Raw genomic sequence first — 15,643 nt, 5'->3', positions numbered from 1 at the left:
CATGTTGGCGCGCGACTGGTACTACACGCAACGGCGGCGGCTCGGCCTCGATACCGCGGTCGCCTCGATCTATGACGTCAGCGACGACAGCGATGTCCGCGCCCGTCAGGCGCTGACCATGCTCGGCGTCAAGCCGGGCTGGCGGCTTGCCGACATCGGCTGCGGCAACGGCGTGCTGGCGACCGAGGCGGCGCTGATGGGGGCAGAGGTCGACGCCATCGATATCTCGCCCGCGATGCTCGGGCTCGCCGAAATCTATGCGCGCGACCGCAAGGCCCGGATCCGCACCCAGCCGGCCGGACTGCTGTCCTTCGCCTACCAGCCGAATTCCTACGACCTGATCGTCAGCGAGTTCACGCTGCATCATTTGCCCGATTTTTGGAAAGCGGTCGCGGTGTCGCGGATCTTCAACGCGCTGAAGCCAGGCGCGAACTTTTATCTGCGCGACATGGTGTTCGTCAGCATGCCCGACGGCGTCGAGCGCGACGTCGAGGGCTGGGCCGATTTCTCGATCAAGAACCACGATTTCGAGCGTGACAGCGTGATGACCCACATGCGCGACGAATACTCGACCTTTGGCTGGGTGATGGAGCGGATGCTGACCGAGACCGGCTTCACGCTGGTCTCCGCCGATTATCACGCGCCGTTGCACGGCACCTATCTCTTGCGCAAGCCGAAGCCGGACGAACAGATCTAGATCCCGACCAACCGAGCGAAACCGAACCAAAAGAAGAACAACAATGAAGCCGGCCGATGTTGGCATCGCCGTCATGGTCGCGGTGATCTGGGGACTTGCGTTCGTCGCAAGCCGGATTGCGCTCGATGAACTGCCGCCCGAATTGATGACGGCTCTGCGCTTCGGTATCGCGGCGCTACCGTGCCTGTTCCTGCCCAAGCCGAGGCAGGTCTCGTGGCTGCTCCTGATCGGCATCAGCTTCACGCTGTTTCTCGGCCAGTTCCTGGCGCAGTCCGTCGCCATTGCGCATGGCGTGCCGGTCGGGCTCACCAGCGTGATTGTGCAGAGCCAGGCGTTGTTCACCATCGGCTTGGCCGCGCTTCTGTTCGGCGAATTGCCGTCTCGAATGCAGGCGATCGGGATTGCCATCGCCGCGATCGGTCTGCTGATGATCTGCGGCACCGTCGGCTACGACTTCAGCGTCACGGCGTTCGCAATTCTGATGATCTCGCCGATCTCGTTTGCGGTCGGCAACCTGCTGCTGCGGCCGGCGCAGGGCGCGCCGATGTTCGACCTGTTCGCCTGGCTGTGCCTATGCGCGGCGCTGCCGCTGTTCCTCCTGTCGCTGCTGACACTTGGGCCGCAGCCGACGTGGCAGGCGCTCTCGCATCTGTCGCCGCGCGGCATCATCTCGATGCTGTTTGTCGGCGCCATCTCGACCAGCATCGCCTATTGGCTCTGGGGACGGCTGCTGCGGGATCATCCGGCGGCGCAGGTGGTGCCGTTCGCGCTGCTGGTGCCGTTCGTCGGGTCGGCGGCCTCAAGCATCGTGTTCGGCGAGACGTTCGGGCCGCTGCGGCTCGCCGGCATGATCACTGTCGTCGGCGGCATCGCCGTGATGCTGCTGTCGCGGCGGCCCAGGACCTTACCCAAAAAGCCTCTGCCGGAAGTCGTGTGAGGGGATCATGTCGAACTCGTTGATGCTCGCCTTCGTCGTGTTCGCCGTGGTGATGTTTTTCACCCCGGGCCCGAACAACATCATGCTGCTGTCGTCGGGGCTGACCTACGGCTTCCGCCGCACACTGCCGCATATCGCCGGCATCACGGTCGGCTTCGCCTTCATGGTCGGCGCGGTCGGCGTCGGGCTCGGCGCTGTCTTCATCGCCTATCCGGTGCTGCAGACGATCCTGAAATATGGCGGCGTCATCTACCTGGTCTATCTCGCCGCGGTGATCGCCATGGCCGAGCCGCCCTCGGCGGACAAGGACGCGAAACCAGGCCGCGGCCCGATGACCTTCTGGGGCGCGGCCATGTTCCAGTGGATCAACGCCAAGGGCTGGGTGATGGTGATCGGCACCATCACGGCCTATGCGGCGATTGCCGCCTTCCCGTGGAACATCGCGATCCAGGTCACCCTGAGCCTGATCCTGGGGACCGTGTCCTGCACCGTATGGGCGCTATTCGGCACCGCGCTACGGCCGATCCTGACCTCGCCCCTGGCGATCCGCGTCTTCAACGTGGTGATGGCCATCCTGCTGCTGGCCTCGCTCTATCCGGTCTTCATGGACGCATGATGCCGCACCGCGCCATGCGAGATGAGGGTTTCCCCTGACGGGAAAAATGCTCTAGACAACGCCGGAAATTCACGGGCGGCCGGCGGTTTGTCCTTCCGATAGCCTGATCCATCGGCCGATTTCGGCCCACTTTTGCAAACGAGGAAAACCAAGATGCGAGTTTACTACGATCGCGATGCCGACCTGAACCTGATCAAGGGCAAGAAGGTCGCCATCGTCGGCTATGGCAGCCAGGGTCACGCCCACGCGCTGAACCTGAAGGATTCCGGCGTCAAGGAAGTGGCGATCGCGCTGCGCAAGGGTTCGGCCTCGGCCAAGAAGGCCGAGAACGCCGGCTTCAAGGTGATGGAAGTCGCCGAGGCTGCCAAGTGGGCCGACCTCGTGATGATGCTGACCCCGGACGAGCTGCAGGGCGACATCTATCGCGAGCACCTGCACGACAACATGAAGAAGGGCGCCGCTCTCGTGTTCGCGCACGGCCTCAACGTGCATTTCAATCTGCTCGATCCGCGTCCCGATCTCGACGTGCTGATGATCGCGCCGAAGGGCCCCGGCCACACCGTGCGCTCGGAATATCAGCGCGGCGGCGGCGTGCCCTGCCTGATCGCGATCGCCAAGGATTCCTCGGGCAACGCGCATGACCTTGGCCTCTCCTACGCCTCGGCGATCGGCGGCGGCCGCGCCGGCATCATCGAGACCACCTTCAAGGAAGAGTGCGAGACCGACCTGTTCGGCGAGCAGGTGGTGCTCTGCGGCGGCCTGGTCGAGCTGATCAAGGGCGGCTACGAGACGCTGGTCGAGGCCGGCTACGCGCCGGAGATGGCCTACTTCGAGTGCCTGCACGAGGTGAAGCTGATCGTCGACCTGATCTATGAAGGCGGCATCGCCAACATGAACTACTCGATCTCCAACACCGCCGAATACGGCGAGTACGTCACCGGTCCGCGCATCGTCACCGACGAAACCAAGAAGGAGATGAAGCGCGTGCTCAACGACATCCAGTCCGGCAAGTTTGCACGCGACTGGATGCTGGAGAACAAGGTCAACCAGACCTCGTTCAAGGCGACCCGCGCCAAGCTCGCCGCCCATCCGATCGAGGAAGTCGGTGCCAAGCTGCGCGACATGATGCCCTGGATCAAGAAGGGCGCGCTGGTCGACAAGACCAAGAACTAAGCCCGGTAGCAGGTCGGGTGGGCAAAGGCGCCTCGCGCCGTGCCCACCATTCCTTGCACAGGGCGAAATGGTGGGCGCGCTTCGCTTCGCCCGCCCTACGAACGACGCACCAAAAAGAAGGGTGGGCAAGCGCACGGCGCCTGGCCCACCCTTTCGTTTGTGACGTCGCGAAAATCGAACGCCGGCTACCCGACCGCCATCGGCTGCTTCTCGAGCCTGTTGTGTAGCTGCCAGAAGCGCACCGTGCGCTGCGCGGTTTCCATCGACAACCGGCGATAATCCCGTTCCGCGACCTTGAGTGTCACCTCGTCGATCGGATGCGCCATCGGCCGCTTGCGCAGGATGGCTTCGACCGTCGGCCAGTTCAGGCGTGCGGACCGGCAGGGGATCAGCAGCAAGTCGGAACGAGGACCCAGCATCAGCCGTTCGATCATCTCGATCGGCATGTCGTTCAGCACGGCGAGCGAAACGGTGACCTCGTCGAACTTGCCGGCTTCGGCGAAGTTGTAGACCGCGGCATCGTCGAGCTCGTTCAACTGCTTCATCAGCTTGACCAGCTCTTCGGCCACGCCGTAATTGCGGCGCGGAGCGGCCGCTCCCTCCTGGGCGATGTCATTCAGCACCTTCTGGATTTCGTCACGCACTGCAGGCGGCGCAATCGCCAGCAGGCGGGCGCGCACTGTATCCTTGGCGCGGCGCAGCAGGTCGCGCAGCAGCTTGGCCGGAAGATCGAGGCGCAGGCCGAGGATCTCGATCAGCTCGTCATCGCCCTCCGCACGGGCGACGATGTTGGAATAGCCGTCGTCGGAGAACCGCGCGCTGGCATTCTTGGCGAGGCGCCGGATCACCCGGTCTTCGCCACGGTTGATGATCACATCGGTGACCCGCTCGGGCAGGTTCTCACGCGCCGAGATCGCGAACAGATGGTCTTGTCCCTTGCTGCCGGCGATCTCGAGCAGCGCCTCGGGGCTGAGACGGCTGGAATGTGTCAACACCTCGCCGGCAACGCTGATGTCGTCGTCCCAGGCCAGGTACTGGATCACTTCGAACGGCGCGTAATCGAGCGGCGCCAACCGCTTGCTGAGCTCGGCCCGCGCCCGCGTCTCGACCCGCGCGACCAGGAGGCAGAGCACGTCGTCGAACACCTTGACCTGTTCGTCGTTGAGGCGGTCGCCGTCGTTCAGGAACAGGTCGGTGACCCGCCGCAGCGTCTGCACGCGCTTCGCGGTCGTTCCGTCCCGGACAGCATCTTCAAGTTCGGCAATGATCGATTGTGCCGGCTGTTGCGCCATTGATCGGCAGCCTGTTGTTGTTGGATGACACTTGCGCGCGGACCATGCAGCAGGCGGACTTACGCGGGCGTTAAGCTGGAACCTTGCGCAAATACAGGTGCATTGCATCCTTAACGGGCGGCGAACAATGTCCCGGACATTCGAGGCGCCGCGGACCTGCTTTAATGGTTTCTTTAGGATGCGGCCTGTCGAGCCGTCTCGGCGGACGATGATCGCACGACGGCGAACACATCGATCGGCGCGGCGCGTCCGCGCAGCCGGGTGGCGCCGAGCGGCTCGATGACGAAGTCGTGGCGCGGCAGCAGGGCAAGCAAGTCGCCCGACACCAGCAGCGGGCGGCTGGCCTCCTTGCAATGCTGCTGCAATCGGGCCGTGACGTTCACGGTGTCGCCGAAATAGGCGACCTGCCGGCGCGAGTCGCCGCATTCGCTGATGACCACCGGACCGGCGTGCATCCCGGCGCGAAACGCCGGCACCACGCCGAATTCCTTCCGGTAGCGATCGGCGCCCTCGGCTAGGCGATCCTCGATGGCGAACACGCAGTCGAGACAGCGATGCGGCGGCTGCCCGGCGACGACCGGCCATGTCACGATCACCTCGTCGCCGACATAGGCGTGAACCTCTCCGCCATGCATGACGATGGCTTCGTCGATGTCGAAGAAGAAGCGCGTCAGGAGCTCCTGCACGCGCAGCTCGCCCATGGTTTCCGCGAGCGTGGTCGAACCGATCAGGTCGAGAAACAGCAATACGCGCTGCTCGCGTATCGGCTGGCGATAGCGTCCGAGCGCGACATTGAGCAGCGTGCGTCCGCCGATCATGCGAACCAACTCGTAGATTGTCGTGATCGGGATCGACAACAGCAGGGAGACGCCGATGATCTTGAGGAAGGTTTCGCGAAGCCAGTTCGGCCCGAGCCGATGCTCGTACAGAACGATCTCCAGCACCACCGCGGCGACCGCGACGACGACCGCCAGGATGACAGAGCGCGCAATGAGTTCGACAGCAAGCGGCAGGCGTTGCAACAGGCCACCGCGCGAGGTCAGATAGAGATGTGCGCTCCAGATGAGGAGGGTGATGGCGGCGCCCTCAAGGGCGCTGCGCAGATAATTCCCGACGGAGGCCTCGTTTGGGTCGTCTAGGGCATAGCGAAACAACCCGCCGACGAGCAGGCCAAACAAGGCCAGAACGACCGCAGGCGTCACGGTGCGCCGCCGCATGATCCCTCCAGGCCTTTGAGATATCCTGCGTCGATCGGGAAGGCCAGCGGTTACGTGATGGAGCGAGAGGCCCTGAACGGGACTTGCTGCCGCTGCGCCAATGTACGCCCGACTGCATGCGGGCCGGCGAGGAGGATAGTCCTGCGAGGGAGCACGTTCGAGATGGTCGAAGGCCGGAAGGCCAAGACCGCGGATTGGGACGCGCGGGGGAATTGGGGGAGACCTTGGCCATCAGTGAGCCACTTTCCGGAGTCACCACCCGTCGTCATGACCGATGCAAAGAGCCAGGACGAACTGACCCTGCTTGCGGAAGAGGCGCTGCGCGCCCATCCCGGATGCGAGACCGCGCACGTGCCGACTGTCGCCGCGTTGCCGCATGTCCGGATTGGCCGCAACTGGGAGATTCCGAGCGTGGTGCTGGGCGACAGCCTGATCAGCGACGTCGATCGCGCCGTCATGTCGGTGCATCGCCAGCTTGGCCGCAAGTTCCATCTGGCGTGACCAGCGCGCTCGCGCGGGCTTGACCGGCTTGCATCACGCCGGGGACGTCGCGATGCAACTAATAGACCAGAGAGCCGCCGCGATCATTGATCTGTTTTGCTGGCAAGGCGCGTGACCTGCTGCGAAAGTCGAAGGCGCCGCCAGACCGACGCCCGCCGGCTCGGGCAAATTCATTGCGTGTTCATGACAATTCTATTACGATTTTGTGACACGGCGCAGGTACCGGCTGTGCAGTGTGCCTCCTGGCCTTCGCCAGCCAAGGCCGTGCATTGCGCCGGGGTCGTATTGCGTCTCACCCATGGCGCCCGCGCCACAGCAGAATTCCACTGTCGCCGCGCTTGCCGGCGGCCTTGTCGCAATTGGCATCTGGCGGCTGATGGCGGTCGCCGCGCCGCATCTCGGCGCGCTGATCGTGATGCTGCAGACCGAGACCGATCTCGGCTCGCGGATCTGCTTCCTGCTCACCTGGGGGATCCTGAATTTCCTGTTCATCGCGCTGCTGCGCAGGCCGGCGCTGTCGGCGGTGCTATCCCTGGCGCTGGTCATGGTGCTCGTGGTGCTGTCGCGGTTCAAGCACGACGTGGTGCAGATGACCGCGAACTTCGTCGACCTGATGGTGATCGACCGCGACACCGCGACGTTTCTGCTCACGATCTTCCCGAACCTGCGCTGGTCGATTGTCGGCGCCGGGCTGGTCACGCTGCCTTTGATGTACGCGTCGTGGTGGCTCGACCCATTCCGCATCCGCCGGCTGCCAGCCGCGGCCGCCTGCCTTGCCTGCACCGCGGTGCTTTCGGCCTATGCCTTCACCTGGCCCGATGAGGCCTGGCGCGGCTATTACGACGACGGCTATCTGTCGAAATTCGCGCGCTCCGGCGTGACGTCGGTGTCCGATTTCATCGCCCACGGCTTCATGGAATCGGATCCGGCCGCGAGCGAAGAGCTCAAGGTACCGCTGGTCGATGCCTGCCACCCCGCCGGGCGGCGGCCGAACATCATCATGATCCATGACGAGTCGAGCTTCGACATTCGCGCGGCTGCCGGCGTGAAGGTGCCGCCGGGCTATGGCAATCAGTTCAAGTCCTATGATGGGATCGAGCGGAAGTTCCTGGCCGAGAGCAATGGCGGGCCAAGCTGGTTCACCGAGTACAATGTGCTCGCGGGATTGTCGTCGCGCTCGTTCGGCCGCTTCGCCTACTTCGTCACCCGCATCGCGTCGGGCCGGGTCGAGCGCGGTCTGCCGCTCGCCTTGCGCCGCTGCGGCTACGATACGCTCTCGCTCTATCCCGCGTATGGCGGCTTCATGAGCGCCCGCAGCTTCCAGACGACCACCGGCATCCAGAACTTCTACGATGCGCATGACCTGCACGCCAAGGACGTCGAGCCCGACAGCTTCTTTTACGGCAAGGCGTTGAAGCTGATGGCGGAGCAGAAGACGCTGGGTACACCGCTGTTCACCTTCGTCTACCTCGCCGCCAACCATTTCCCGTGGGAGACGACATTCCGTCCCGACCTGCTGCCGTCATGGAAGCGGCCCGGCAACATGCCGCTCGTCGACGAATATCTGCGCCGGCAGACGATGAGCGCCAACGACTATGCCGGCTTCGTGGCGGCGCTCAAGAAGAAGTTTCCCGCGCAGCCGTTTCTGATCGTGCGCTACGGCGACCATCAGCCGGAGTTCTCGCCGCAACTACTTGACCCAGAGCTCGACGAAGCCGGCATCGGCAAGAAGCTCCTGGATTACGACCCGCGCTACTACGCAACTTATTACGCGATCGACGCCATCAACTTCGAGCCGGTGAAGAGTGCCGCGGTGATGGATACCATCGACGCGGCTTATCTACCGTTGGTGATCCAGGAGGCCGCCGGGGTACCGCTCGATCCGTCGTTCGAGGAGCAGAAAGCCATCATGCTCCGCTGCCGCGGCACGTTCTATTCCTGCAAGGGCGGCGCCGAGGCGCGCCGCTTCAACCGGCTGCTGATCGATGCCGGCATGATCAAAGGACTTTGAGTTCGATGCCCGGGTCGGTGCGAAGCCGAATCCTCAACGAGTGCGACGAATTCATGATCTCGTGATCGCAGCATGAACTCGACGAACGTCGTTAGACGAAGGTCGCGCCGGCGCGCACGCAGCATTACTCATTTGTAATTGCTTCGCCGAGATTTCGTCACGATTGTTTCCATGATCGGTCGCGCCGCTGCCACGGTCTTCATCAACGCGCAGCGTCAACCCCGCCAATCTTGCTTCTCTTGCAGGAGTGTTTGCCCATGCGAGCGCTCGACCTTGCGCGCCTTGTTGTCGCCTTCGGATTTGTCATTCCTTCAGCCTACGCCGCAGAGCCGCCCCACGACATCAAGGGCCTCTACATGATGACGGATTATCCGGCCGTCACCATCAGGCCCGGCACCACCTCCAACATCTCGCTGCGTCTTCAGAACTACGGCCTCGGTCCGCAGCGCTACAAGCTCTCGGTCGAAGGCGTGCCGGGCGGCTGGACCGCGACGCTGCTCGGCGGCGGCCAGCCGGTTGCCGCCGCGATGCCGGCGCCCGACTCCAGCGTGCCGCTGCAGCTTCGGCTCGACGTGCCCGCCAACAGCTCGCTCGCCGAGCAGACATTGACCGTCAAGGCCGAAGGGCAGGGCAGCGAGGCGACGCTGCCGATCGCGGTTGCGCTCGCCAAGGAATTGCCGGCGAAGCTGTCGGTGTCATCGAAGCTTCCCGAGCTGCGCGGCAGCCCGAAATCGAACTTTGACTATACGCTGACAATCAAGAACGACAGCGGCCGCAACATCGTGGCAAGTTTCGCGGCGGCGGCGCCTGCGAACTTCGAGACCTCGTTTACCGAGGCCTACGGCACCCAGGAATTGTCCTCGATCCCGATCGAGGCCGGCCAATCCAAAGACATCAAGCTCAAGGTCCGTCCGCCGAGCGCGGTCGATGCCGGGCATTTCCCGGTCAAGGTGACGGTCAATGCGGAGGATGCATCCGCGCAGACGGAGGTGGCGCTCGATATCGCAGGCCAGCCGCAGCTTCAGCTCTCCGGCCGCGACGGGTTGTTGAGTGCGCGCGCGGTCGCCGCGGAACAGAGCACGATCCCGATCGTCGTCACCAACAGCGGCACCGCCCCGGCCGAGAACATCGCGCTTGCCGCGACCGCGCCGAGCGGCTGGAAGGTGACGTTCCAGCCTGCCACCATCGAGCGGCTCGTGCCCGGCAAGGATGCCGAGGTCCAGGCGCTGGTGACGCCGAGCGACAAGTCGCTCGCCGGTGACTACCAGCTCTCGATGCGGGCCACCTCGCGCGGCGAGACCGCATCGAGCCAGTTCCGCGTCACCGTCAATACGTCGACGGTGTGGGGCATGGCGGGAGCGGGTGTGATCGGCGTCGCGCTGCTGCTGATGCTCGGTGCTGTTGCAAGGTTCGGACGGCGATGAGCGAGCAGAAACCCGAAGGCGGTGCGGCGTCGCCCGACGTCGTCATCGCGGCGCGCGATCTCACCAGGCGCTATGGCAAGACCAGTGTCGTGGACGCCATCAACTTCGACATCGCCAAGGGCGAGGTGTTCGGGCTGCTCGGTCCGAACGGCGCCGGCAAGACCACGACCATCCTGATGATGCTCGGCCTCACCGAGATTTCGGCCGGGCGCGTCAGCGTGCTCGGCTTCGATCCGGCGCGCTCGCCGCTGCAGGTGAAGCGGCGCGTCGGCTATCTGCCCGATGCGGTCGGGTTCTACGACCACCTGACGGCGGTCGAGAACCTTGCCTATGTCGCCAAGCTGATGGGCCTGTCGGTCGCCGAACGGTCGCAGCGGATCGTGGCCGCGCTCACCCGCGTGCGCCTGCTCGATGTCGCCAACAAGCGCGTCGCGACCTTCTCGCGCGGCATGCGGCAGCGGCTCGGGCTTGCCGAGATCATCGTCAAGCGCGCCGAGATCGCGATCCTCGACGAGCCGACCTCGGGCCTCGATCCGCAGGCGACGCTCGAATTCCTCGACCTGATCAGGGAATTGAAGGCCGAAGGCGTCACCGTGCTGCTGTCGTCGCACATGCTCGATCAGGTGCAGCGTGTCTGCGATCGCGTCGCGCTGTTCCGCACCGGGCGGATCGTGATGATGGGTTCGGTGGCCGAGCTCGCGGCGCAGGTGCTCGGCGCGGGCTTCGTAGTCGAGGTCGAGGCCGATGGCGCTGGCATCGCCCGGCGGCTCGCGGCGATCCCGGGCGTCAGCAATGTCGAGACGATCGCCGAGGACCGTTTCCGCATGACCGCGGACCGCGACGTGCGGCCCGACGCGGCGCGCGCGGTGGTCGCGGCCAACGGCGCGTTGCGGCGGCTCTCGGTCGACGAGCCGAGCCTCGAAGCGATCTACGCCCACTATTTCCAGACATCGCAGTCCGGAGGAGTGCGTGATGCGGCGTGAAGGTTCAGCATTCCAGGGCGCCGGCGCCGTCTTCATCAAGGAGCTGTCGGACAACATCTCGAGCGTCCGCATGCTGATGCTCGAGCTTCTGATCGTGCTCACCGCGATGGCGGCGCTCTATGAGGCGATCGATGCGCTGCGCCAGAACACCGCGGAGGATCCGTTCCTACTGCTGCGCCTGTTCACGGTGAGCCGTGCGCCGCTGCCGTCCTTCGTCGCCATCCTCGGCTTCCTGATCCCGCTGATGGCGATCGGGCTCGGCTTCGACCTGGTCAACAGCGAGCACAACCGGCGCACGCTGTCGCGGATCCTGGCGCAGCCGATCTATCGGGATGCGCTGCTGCTCGGCAAATATCTCGCCGGTCTTGCCACCATCGCGATCAGCCTGACGGCGCTGTGGCTGATGGTGATCGGGCTCGGCCTGATCTTCCTCGGCGTGCCGCCTGGCGGCGAGGAGATCGCGCGCTCGCTCGCCTTCCTGGTGATCGCGATCTTCTATGCCGGCGTCTGGCTGTCGCTCGCCATGCTGCTCTCGATCGTGTTTCGCTCGCCGGCGACCGCGGCCTTGGTGGCACTCGGCATCTGGCTGTTCCTGACCGTGCTGTGGCCGATGCTGGCGCCGGCCTTCGCGCAGATGATCGCGCCGCCCGATCCGCGTTTCGCCGCGCTCGGCCTCGACACGCCGGACACCGCGATCTGGACCCAGCTCCTGCAGCGGTTCTCGCCGAACGATCTGTTCGGGGAGGCGATGCTCGCGGTGCTGTCGCCGACGACACGCACGCTCGGCCCGGTGTTCCTCGATCAGTTGCGCGGTGCCGTGATGGGCGCGCCGCTGCCCTTCGGCGAGAGCGTGATGATTGCCTGGCCGCAGACCGTGGGGCTGATCGCCTGCACCATCGTGCTGTTCGTGGCGGGTTACATCCTGTTCCAGCGGCAAGAGGTTCGTGCCTAACGAGGACGAAACGCTCAGCGTGCCCTGATCTTCTCCCTCAGCCAGCGCGCCACCGCGTCGGGCGACGATGAGGCATCGTTGCCGGACGCACGCAGGTTGGCCTCTCGCATCTCAGCAATGTCGATCCGGCCGAGCAGCGGTTGCAGCGCGGATTTCAGCGTCTCGTCGTCGCGCCGCTTTGGCGACAGCAGCACGATTGCGTCATAGGGCGGGATAGCATGCCTGTCGTCCTCGAGCGTGACCAGATCGTACTTCGCGATCAGGCCATCGCTGGTGTAGCCTGCGATCACGTCGACCTCGCCGGACCCAACCGCAGCATACATGAAGTCCGGCTGCATCTGCCGCTGGGCGCGGAACGACAGCCCATAGGCTTTCTGGATGCCGGCCCATTCCGGCCGCGAGAAGAATTCATAGTCGCCGGCGATCGACATGGCGGGCGCCCGCGCCACGAGGTCCGAGATCGAGTGGATGCCGAGTGCGGCGGCGCGCTTGCGCGGCATCACCAGCGCATAGGCATTCTCGAAACCGAGCTCGCCGAGCAGCGTGATGTTCTGCGCCGCCAGCGTGGCCTTGAGCGCGGCCAGCAGCTCGGCCGGTGGCCTGATGTCGCTATGGTGGAACTGGTTGGCCCACAGCGTGCCGGAATAATCGACATAGACGTCGATGTCGCCCGCCGTGAGCGCATCGAAGATCACGTTGGAGCCGAGGCCGGCGCGCGTTGTGGCCGGCAGCCCGGTCGCCCGCAACTGCTCGGCGATCAGCGCCGAAAGCACATATTGCTCGGTGAAGGTCTTGGCGCCGACGACGTAGCCCGCATGCGGCCTCGCGATCGCCGGCACCAGGGTCGCCGCGATCAGCGCCGCAATCCCGAGGCCGCCGAGCCCGGTCCGCGCCCGGCTGCGGTTGCGCAGTCCGTTTTCGATCAGCGCAAGCAACTGGTCGACGGCGAGCGCAAGCACCGCCGCGGCCACGCAGCCGAACAGCACGAATACCCAGTTCTGGGTCTGCAATCCTGCGAAGATGTAGTTGCCGAGGCTGGTCTGGCCGATCGGCGTCGACAGCGTCGCGGTGCCGATCACCCATACCGCCGCGGTGCGGATCCCGGCCATCATCACCGGCAGCGCGAGCGGCAGCTCGACCATCAGCAGCGATTGTCGCTCCGTCATGCCGACACCCTGTGCCGCCTCCAGGATCTCCGGATCGACGCCGGACAGACCCGTGATGGTATTGCGCAGCACCGGCAGCATCGAATACAGCGCGAGCGCCAGCACCGCCGGCAGGAAGCCGAAGGCAGAAAAGCTGAAGCCGAGCCATCCGGCGGTGAGCGAGGCGAGGGCGAGCAGCAGCGGATAGAACAGCGCGAGCAAGGCGAGACCCGGCACGGTCTGCACGACGCTGGCGAGCCCGAGCAACGCGCCGCGCAGCACCGGCCGGCGGCGAGCGGCAATCGCCAGCGGCAGGCTGACAATGAGCCCGAGCGCGAGCGCGGCGACGCTGACCCGCACGTGGTTGCCAAGATAGTCCGGCAGATGTGCAAGCGCCTCGCTCCAGCGCGGATCGGCAAGCAGGCTCATGCCGCGCCGTCCCGCGGCAGCAGCGCGCCCAGCCGCTCGGCCTGCCGCCGCGGCGTATGCAGGAGCTCGCCGACATAGGCGTCGGTGCTGGCCGAAAGCTCCGTGGGCGTGCCCTGCGCGAGCATCCGGCCGGCCCGCATCACCGCGACACGATCAGCGAGCAGGATCGCCTCTGTGATGTCGTGGGTGATCATGATCGTGGTCAGGCCAAGCTTGCGATGCAGGGAGCGGTAATCCTCACCCAGCGCATCGCGGGTGAGGGGATCGAGCGAGCCGAACGGCTCGTCCATCAGCACGATGCGCGGCTTCGCCGCGAGCGCGCGCGCCACGCCGACGCGCTGGCGCTGGCCGCCGGAAAGTTCATGCGGCAACCGGTTGCGATATTGCGCGCGGTCGAGCCGCACGAGGTCGAGCAGTTCGTCGACTCGCGCCGCGATGTCCGCCGCGGGCCAGCCCAGCAGCCTCGGCGTGATGCCGATATTGTCCGCGACGGTCAGGTGCGGAAACAATGCGCCGCTCTGGAAGACATAGCCGATGCGGCGGCGCAGCAGGATCGGATCCACGTCGCTGACGTCCTCGCCATCGACCGCGATCCGGCCGCGGTCGGCCTCGATCAGCCGGTTGGCAAGCCTGAGCAGCGTACTCTTGCCCGAGCCGGAGCTGCCGACGACCGCAAGGAATTCACCCTCGGCCACATCGAGGGAGACGTCGTCGACGGCCATCACCCGGCCGCCGTCAAAACTCTTGCCGACATGCGCGTAGGCGATCAGCTGCGTTGCAGGCATCCGAGGACCTCAGGTCTCATTGTCGTCAATGACAGTGATAACCCAAAGAGGGCTTTGACTCACGCCTCGGACAGCCGCGCCGCCCGAGAACAGGGCGGTCTTTCCCGGTTCAATGTCACCGCGAATCAGGTCGGGCTCAGTGGACCTGTGAGTACATCACACTTCATTCTTGGGCACGTATTTGCCCATAATGCACTTATAGCTTTGCAGGCGCCACGCGTGATACGGGCCGTTGGCAAGCCAATCGGCGATGCCGATCTGTGCATTGACTGCGCAGGCGCTCATGGTGATGCCGGATTGGTCACTGGTGGTGACGACCTTTTCCATGCAAAGTTGGGCATTGCAGAGGATGGCGACGAGCGTGACGAGCATGGCGGCCCTTATCGGTGGGATAACCCGGTCTGAGCCGGTTTATGCAGGGTTCATGCCACTATCGGCGCCTGCGGCATCGCGATGAGCAAGACCGGGAAAGTACGCGCGAAGCGGTTGCGACATCAGGCGGCGCATAGCCGCCCGCCTGCGGATACGCTATACTTCTCACCCAACTACGACGCGAGATCGGGGCCGGCGAGGAACGTTGCGTGGTCGGGGGCTACATCGATGATGACGTTGCCTGAGTTGGCAGCACGCGCTCTGGAGAAGTTTCTTGCCGCGCATGTGAGCCGCACGTTCGGGGCCGCGCAGGCGCGCTTCGGCGAGCTCCTCCCCGCCGCGGCCCGCATCGCGCTGGAATGCATCGGCAACAGCGATGCGCTCTATCACAATGTCGAGCACACGATGCTCGTGACGCTCGCCGGTCATGACATCATCCGCGGCCGCGCGTTGCACACTCACGTCACCGCCGAGGACTACACGCATACGATCATCGCCTGCCTGACCCACGACATCGGCTATGTCCGCGGCCTGCTGAAGGGCGATGGACCGGACGGTTACGTGATCGATGCGAGCGGCAAGAAGGTAACACTGCCCCGGGGGTCGTCGGATGCGGGGCTAATGCCCTACCATGTCGACCGCTCGAAGCTCTACGTTCTCGACCGCCTCGCGGCCGTCATTCCAATCGATCGCGAGCGGATCGCGCGCAACATCGAGGGGACCCGCTTTCCGGCGCTCGAAGGCCAGGAATATGACGACGAGGCGGCGATCGTGCGCGCCGCCGATTTCATCGGTCAGCTCGGCGATCCCAACTATATCAGGAAGGCCAACGCGCTCTTTCATGAGTTCGAGGAGGTCGGGATGAATCGCCAGCTCGGCTATGAATCGCCGGCCGATATCGTGGATCACTATCCCCAGTTCTACTGGAGCATGGTGGCCCCGCACATCCAGGGCGCCATCAACAGCCTCAACATGACCGCAAGCGGCCGGCAGTGGATCGCCAATCTCTACAGCAATATCTTCCGCGCCGAGCGCGAGGTCACGCTGTCCGGCCCGCAAATCTGATCATGCAGCCAGATCGGCGGCTGGCGGGCCGATTTCGCCTCAGT

Annotated in this window: 15 protein-coding genes; 10 read left to right on the top strand and 5 right to left on the bottom strand. The window is 64.9% G+C overall.

Going from position 1 to position 15,643, the window contains the following annotated elements; genetic code table 11:
- Position 1: 1 nt before the first annotated feature.
- From P6U30_RS28780 to ilvC, 4 genes are all read left to right on the top strand, one after another.
- A complete protein-coding gene (locus P6U30_RS28780) occupies positions 2-697 on the top strand; it encodes a class I SAM-dependent methyltransferase (protein ID WP_407166198.1) in 696 nt (231 codons plus the stop codon).
- A gap of 43 nt (positions 698-740) precedes the next feature.
- Complete coding sequence (locus P6U30_RS28775; protein WP_407166197.1) at positions 741-1,634, top strand: EamA family transporter; 894 nt, start codon at positions 741-743, stop codon at positions 1,632-1,634.
- 7 nt (positions 1,635-1,641) lie between these two features.
- A complete protein-coding gene (locus tag P6U30_RS28770; protein ID WP_407166196.1) occupies positions 1,642-2,250 on the top strand; it encodes a LysE family translocator in 609 nt (202 codons plus the stop codon).
- Between the two features lie 153 nt (positions 2,251-2,403).
- Positions 2,404-3,423, top strand: coding sequence for a ketol-acid reductoisomerase (gene ilvC / locus P6U30_RS28765; RefSeq protein WP_280976383.1), 1,020 nt, complete (start codon positions 2,404-2,406; stop codon positions 3,421-3,423).
- Positions 3,424-3,608: 185 nt separating this feature from the next.
- On the opposite strand, the gene P6U30_RS28760 is transcribed toward ilvC, so the two are convergent.
- Complete coding sequence (locus tag P6U30_RS28760; RefSeq protein ID WP_407166195.1) at positions 3,609-4,715, bottom strand: DUF2336 domain-containing protein; 1,107 nt, start codon at positions 4,713-4,715, stop codon at positions 3,609-3,611.
- A gap of 173 nt (positions 4,716-4,888) precedes the next feature.
- Positions 4,889-5,932 (bottom strand): adenylate/guanylate cyclase domain-containing protein, encoded by a 1,044-nt coding sequence (locus P6U30_RS28755; RefSeq protein ID WP_407166194.1) that lies wholly within the window; start codon positions 5,930-5,932, stop codon positions 4,889-4,891.
- A gap of 267 nt (positions 5,933-6,199) precedes the next feature.
- On the opposite strand from P6U30_RS28755, the gene P6U30_RS28750 reads away from it, so the two are divergent.
- The 5 genes from P6U30_RS28750 to P6U30_RS28730 all read left to right on the top strand — a co-directional run bounded on the left by P6U30_RS28750 (position 6,200) and on the right by P6U30_RS28730 (position 11,803).
- Positions 6,200-6,433: a hypothetical protein gene (locus P6U30_RS28750; protein WP_407166193.1), complete on the top strand. Its 234-nt coding sequence runs from the start codon at positions 6,200-6,202 to the stop codon at positions 6,431-6,433.
- A gap of 298 nt (positions 6,434-6,731) precedes the next feature.
- Positions 6,732-8,444 (top strand): sulfatase-like hydrolase/transferase, encoded by a 1,713-nt coding sequence (locus P6U30_RS28745; RefSeq protein WP_407166192.1) that lies wholly within the window; start codon positions 6,732-6,734, stop codon positions 8,442-8,444.
- 257 nt (positions 8,445-8,701) lie between these two features.
- Complete coding sequence (locus tag P6U30_RS28740) at positions 8,702-9,868, top strand: NEW3 domain-containing protein (RefSeq protein ID WP_407166191.1); 1,167 nt, start codon at positions 8,702-8,704, stop codon at positions 9,866-9,868.
- Positions 9,865-10,851, top strand: coding sequence for an ABC transporter ATP-binding protein (locus P6U30_RS28735; protein WP_407166190.1), 987 nt, complete (start codon positions 9,865-9,867; stop codon positions 10,849-10,851). The genes P6U30_RS28740 and P6U30_RS28735 overlap by 4 nt, the downstream gene beginning before the upstream one ends.
- The gene (locus tag P6U30_RS28730; protein ID WP_407166189.1) at positions 10,841-11,803 is read left to right on the top strand and encodes an ABC transporter permease; all 963 of its coding nucleotides are present in this window, start codon (positions 10,841-10,843) and stop codon (positions 11,801-11,803) included. Before P6U30_RS28735 ends, P6U30_RS28730 begins: the two co-directional genes overlap by 11 nt.
- A 14-nt stretch (positions 11,804-11,817) precedes the next feature.
- On the opposite strand, the gene P6U30_RS28725 is transcribed toward P6U30_RS28730, so the two are convergent.
- The 3 genes from P6U30_RS28725 to P6U30_RS28715 form a co-directional block, all read right to left on the bottom strand.
- Positions 11,818-13,377, bottom strand: a complete 1,560-nt coding sequence (locus tag P6U30_RS28725; RefSeq protein WP_407166188.1) for an ABC transporter permease/substrate-binding protein — start codon at positions 13,375-13,377, stop codon at positions 11,818-11,820.
- Positions 13,374-14,162, bottom strand: coding sequence for an ATP-binding cassette domain-containing protein (locus P6U30_RS28720; protein ID WP_407166187.1), 789 nt, complete (start codon positions 14,160-14,162; stop codon positions 13,374-13,376). The genes P6U30_RS28725 and P6U30_RS28720 overlap by 4 nt, the downstream gene beginning before the upstream one ends.
- A gap of 156 nt (positions 14,163-14,318) precedes the next feature.
- Positions 14,319-14,534, bottom strand: coding sequence for a hypothetical protein (locus P6U30_RS28715; protein WP_407166186.1), 216 nt, complete (start codon positions 14,532-14,534; stop codon positions 14,319-14,321).
- Positions 14,535-14,762: 228 nt separating this feature from the next.
- Between P6U30_RS28715 and P6U30_RS28710 the strand changes: the two genes are divergently transcribed.
- A complete protein-coding gene (locus P6U30_RS28710) occupies positions 14,763-15,599 on the top strand; it encodes a metal-dependent phosphohydrolase (RefSeq protein WP_407166185.1) in 837 nt (278 codons plus the stop codon).
- Positions 15,600-15,643: the final 44 nt, after the last annotated feature.

The organism is Bradyrhizobium sp. ORS 111, assembly GCF_045571485.1.
GTDB lineage: Bacteria > Pseudomonadota > Alphaproteobacteria > Rhizobiales > Xanthobacteraceae > Bradyrhizobium.
The sequence above is the reverse complement of the archived record's forward strand: the minus strand, read 5'-3'. Positions and strand labels throughout refer to the sequence as shown.

Coding starts and splice junctions, on each gene's coding strand:
- P6U30_RS28780 (WP_407166198.1), top strand. CDS start 2: ATGTTGGCGCGCGACTGGTACTACACGCAACGGCGGCGGCTCGGCCTC.
- P6U30_RS28775 (WP_407166197.1), top strand. CDS start 741: ATGAAGCCGGCCGATGTTGGCATCGCCGTCATGGTCGCGGTGATCTGG.
- P6U30_RS28770 (WP_407166196.1), top strand. CDS start 1,642: ATGTCGAACTCGTTGATGCTCGCCTTCGTCGTGTTCGCCGTGGTGATG.
- ilvC (WP_280976383.1), top strand. CDS start 2,404: ATGCGAGTTTACTACGATCGCGATGCCGACCTGAACCTGATCAAGGGC.
- P6U30_RS28760 (WP_407166195.1), bottom strand. CDS start 4,715: ATGGCGCAACAGCCGGCACAATCGATCATTGCCGAACTTGAAGATGCT.
- P6U30_RS28755 (WP_407166194.1), bottom strand. CDS start 5,932: ATGCGGCGGCGCACCGTGACGCCTGCGGTCGTTCTGGCCTTGTTTGGC.
- P6U30_RS28750 (WP_407166193.1), top strand. CDS start 6,200: ATGACCGATGCAAAGAGCCAGGACGAACTGACCCTGCTTGCGGAAGAG.
- P6U30_RS28745 (WP_407166192.1), top strand. CDS start 6,732: ATGGCGCCCGCGCCACAGCAGAATTCCACTGTCGCCGCGCTTGCCGGC.
- P6U30_RS28740 (WP_407166191.1), top strand. CDS start 8,702: ATGCGAGCGCTCGACCTTGCGCGCCTTGTTGTCGCCTTCGGATTTGTC.
- P6U30_RS28735 (WP_407166190.1), top strand. CDS start 9,865: ATGAGCGAGCAGAAACCCGAAGGCGGTGCGGCGTCGCCCGACGTCGTC.
- P6U30_RS28730 (WP_407166189.1), top strand. CDS start 10,841: ATGCGGCGTGAAGGTTCAGCATTCCAGGGCGCCGGCGCCGTCTTCATC.
- P6U30_RS28725 (WP_407166188.1), bottom strand. CDS start 13,377: ATGAGCCTGCTTGCCGATCCGCGCTGGAGCGAGGCGCTTGCACATCTG.
- P6U30_RS28720 (WP_407166187.1), bottom strand. CDS start 14,162: ATGCCTGCAACGCAGCTGATCGCCTACGCGCATGTCGGCAAGAGTTTT.
- P6U30_RS28715 (WP_407166186.1), bottom strand. CDS start 14,534: ATGCTCGTCACGCTCGTCGCCATCCTCTGCAATGCCCAACTTTGCATG.
- P6U30_RS28710 (WP_407166185.1), top strand. CDS start 14,763: ATGATGACGTTGCCTGAGTTGGCAGCACGCGCTCTGGAGAAGTTTCTT.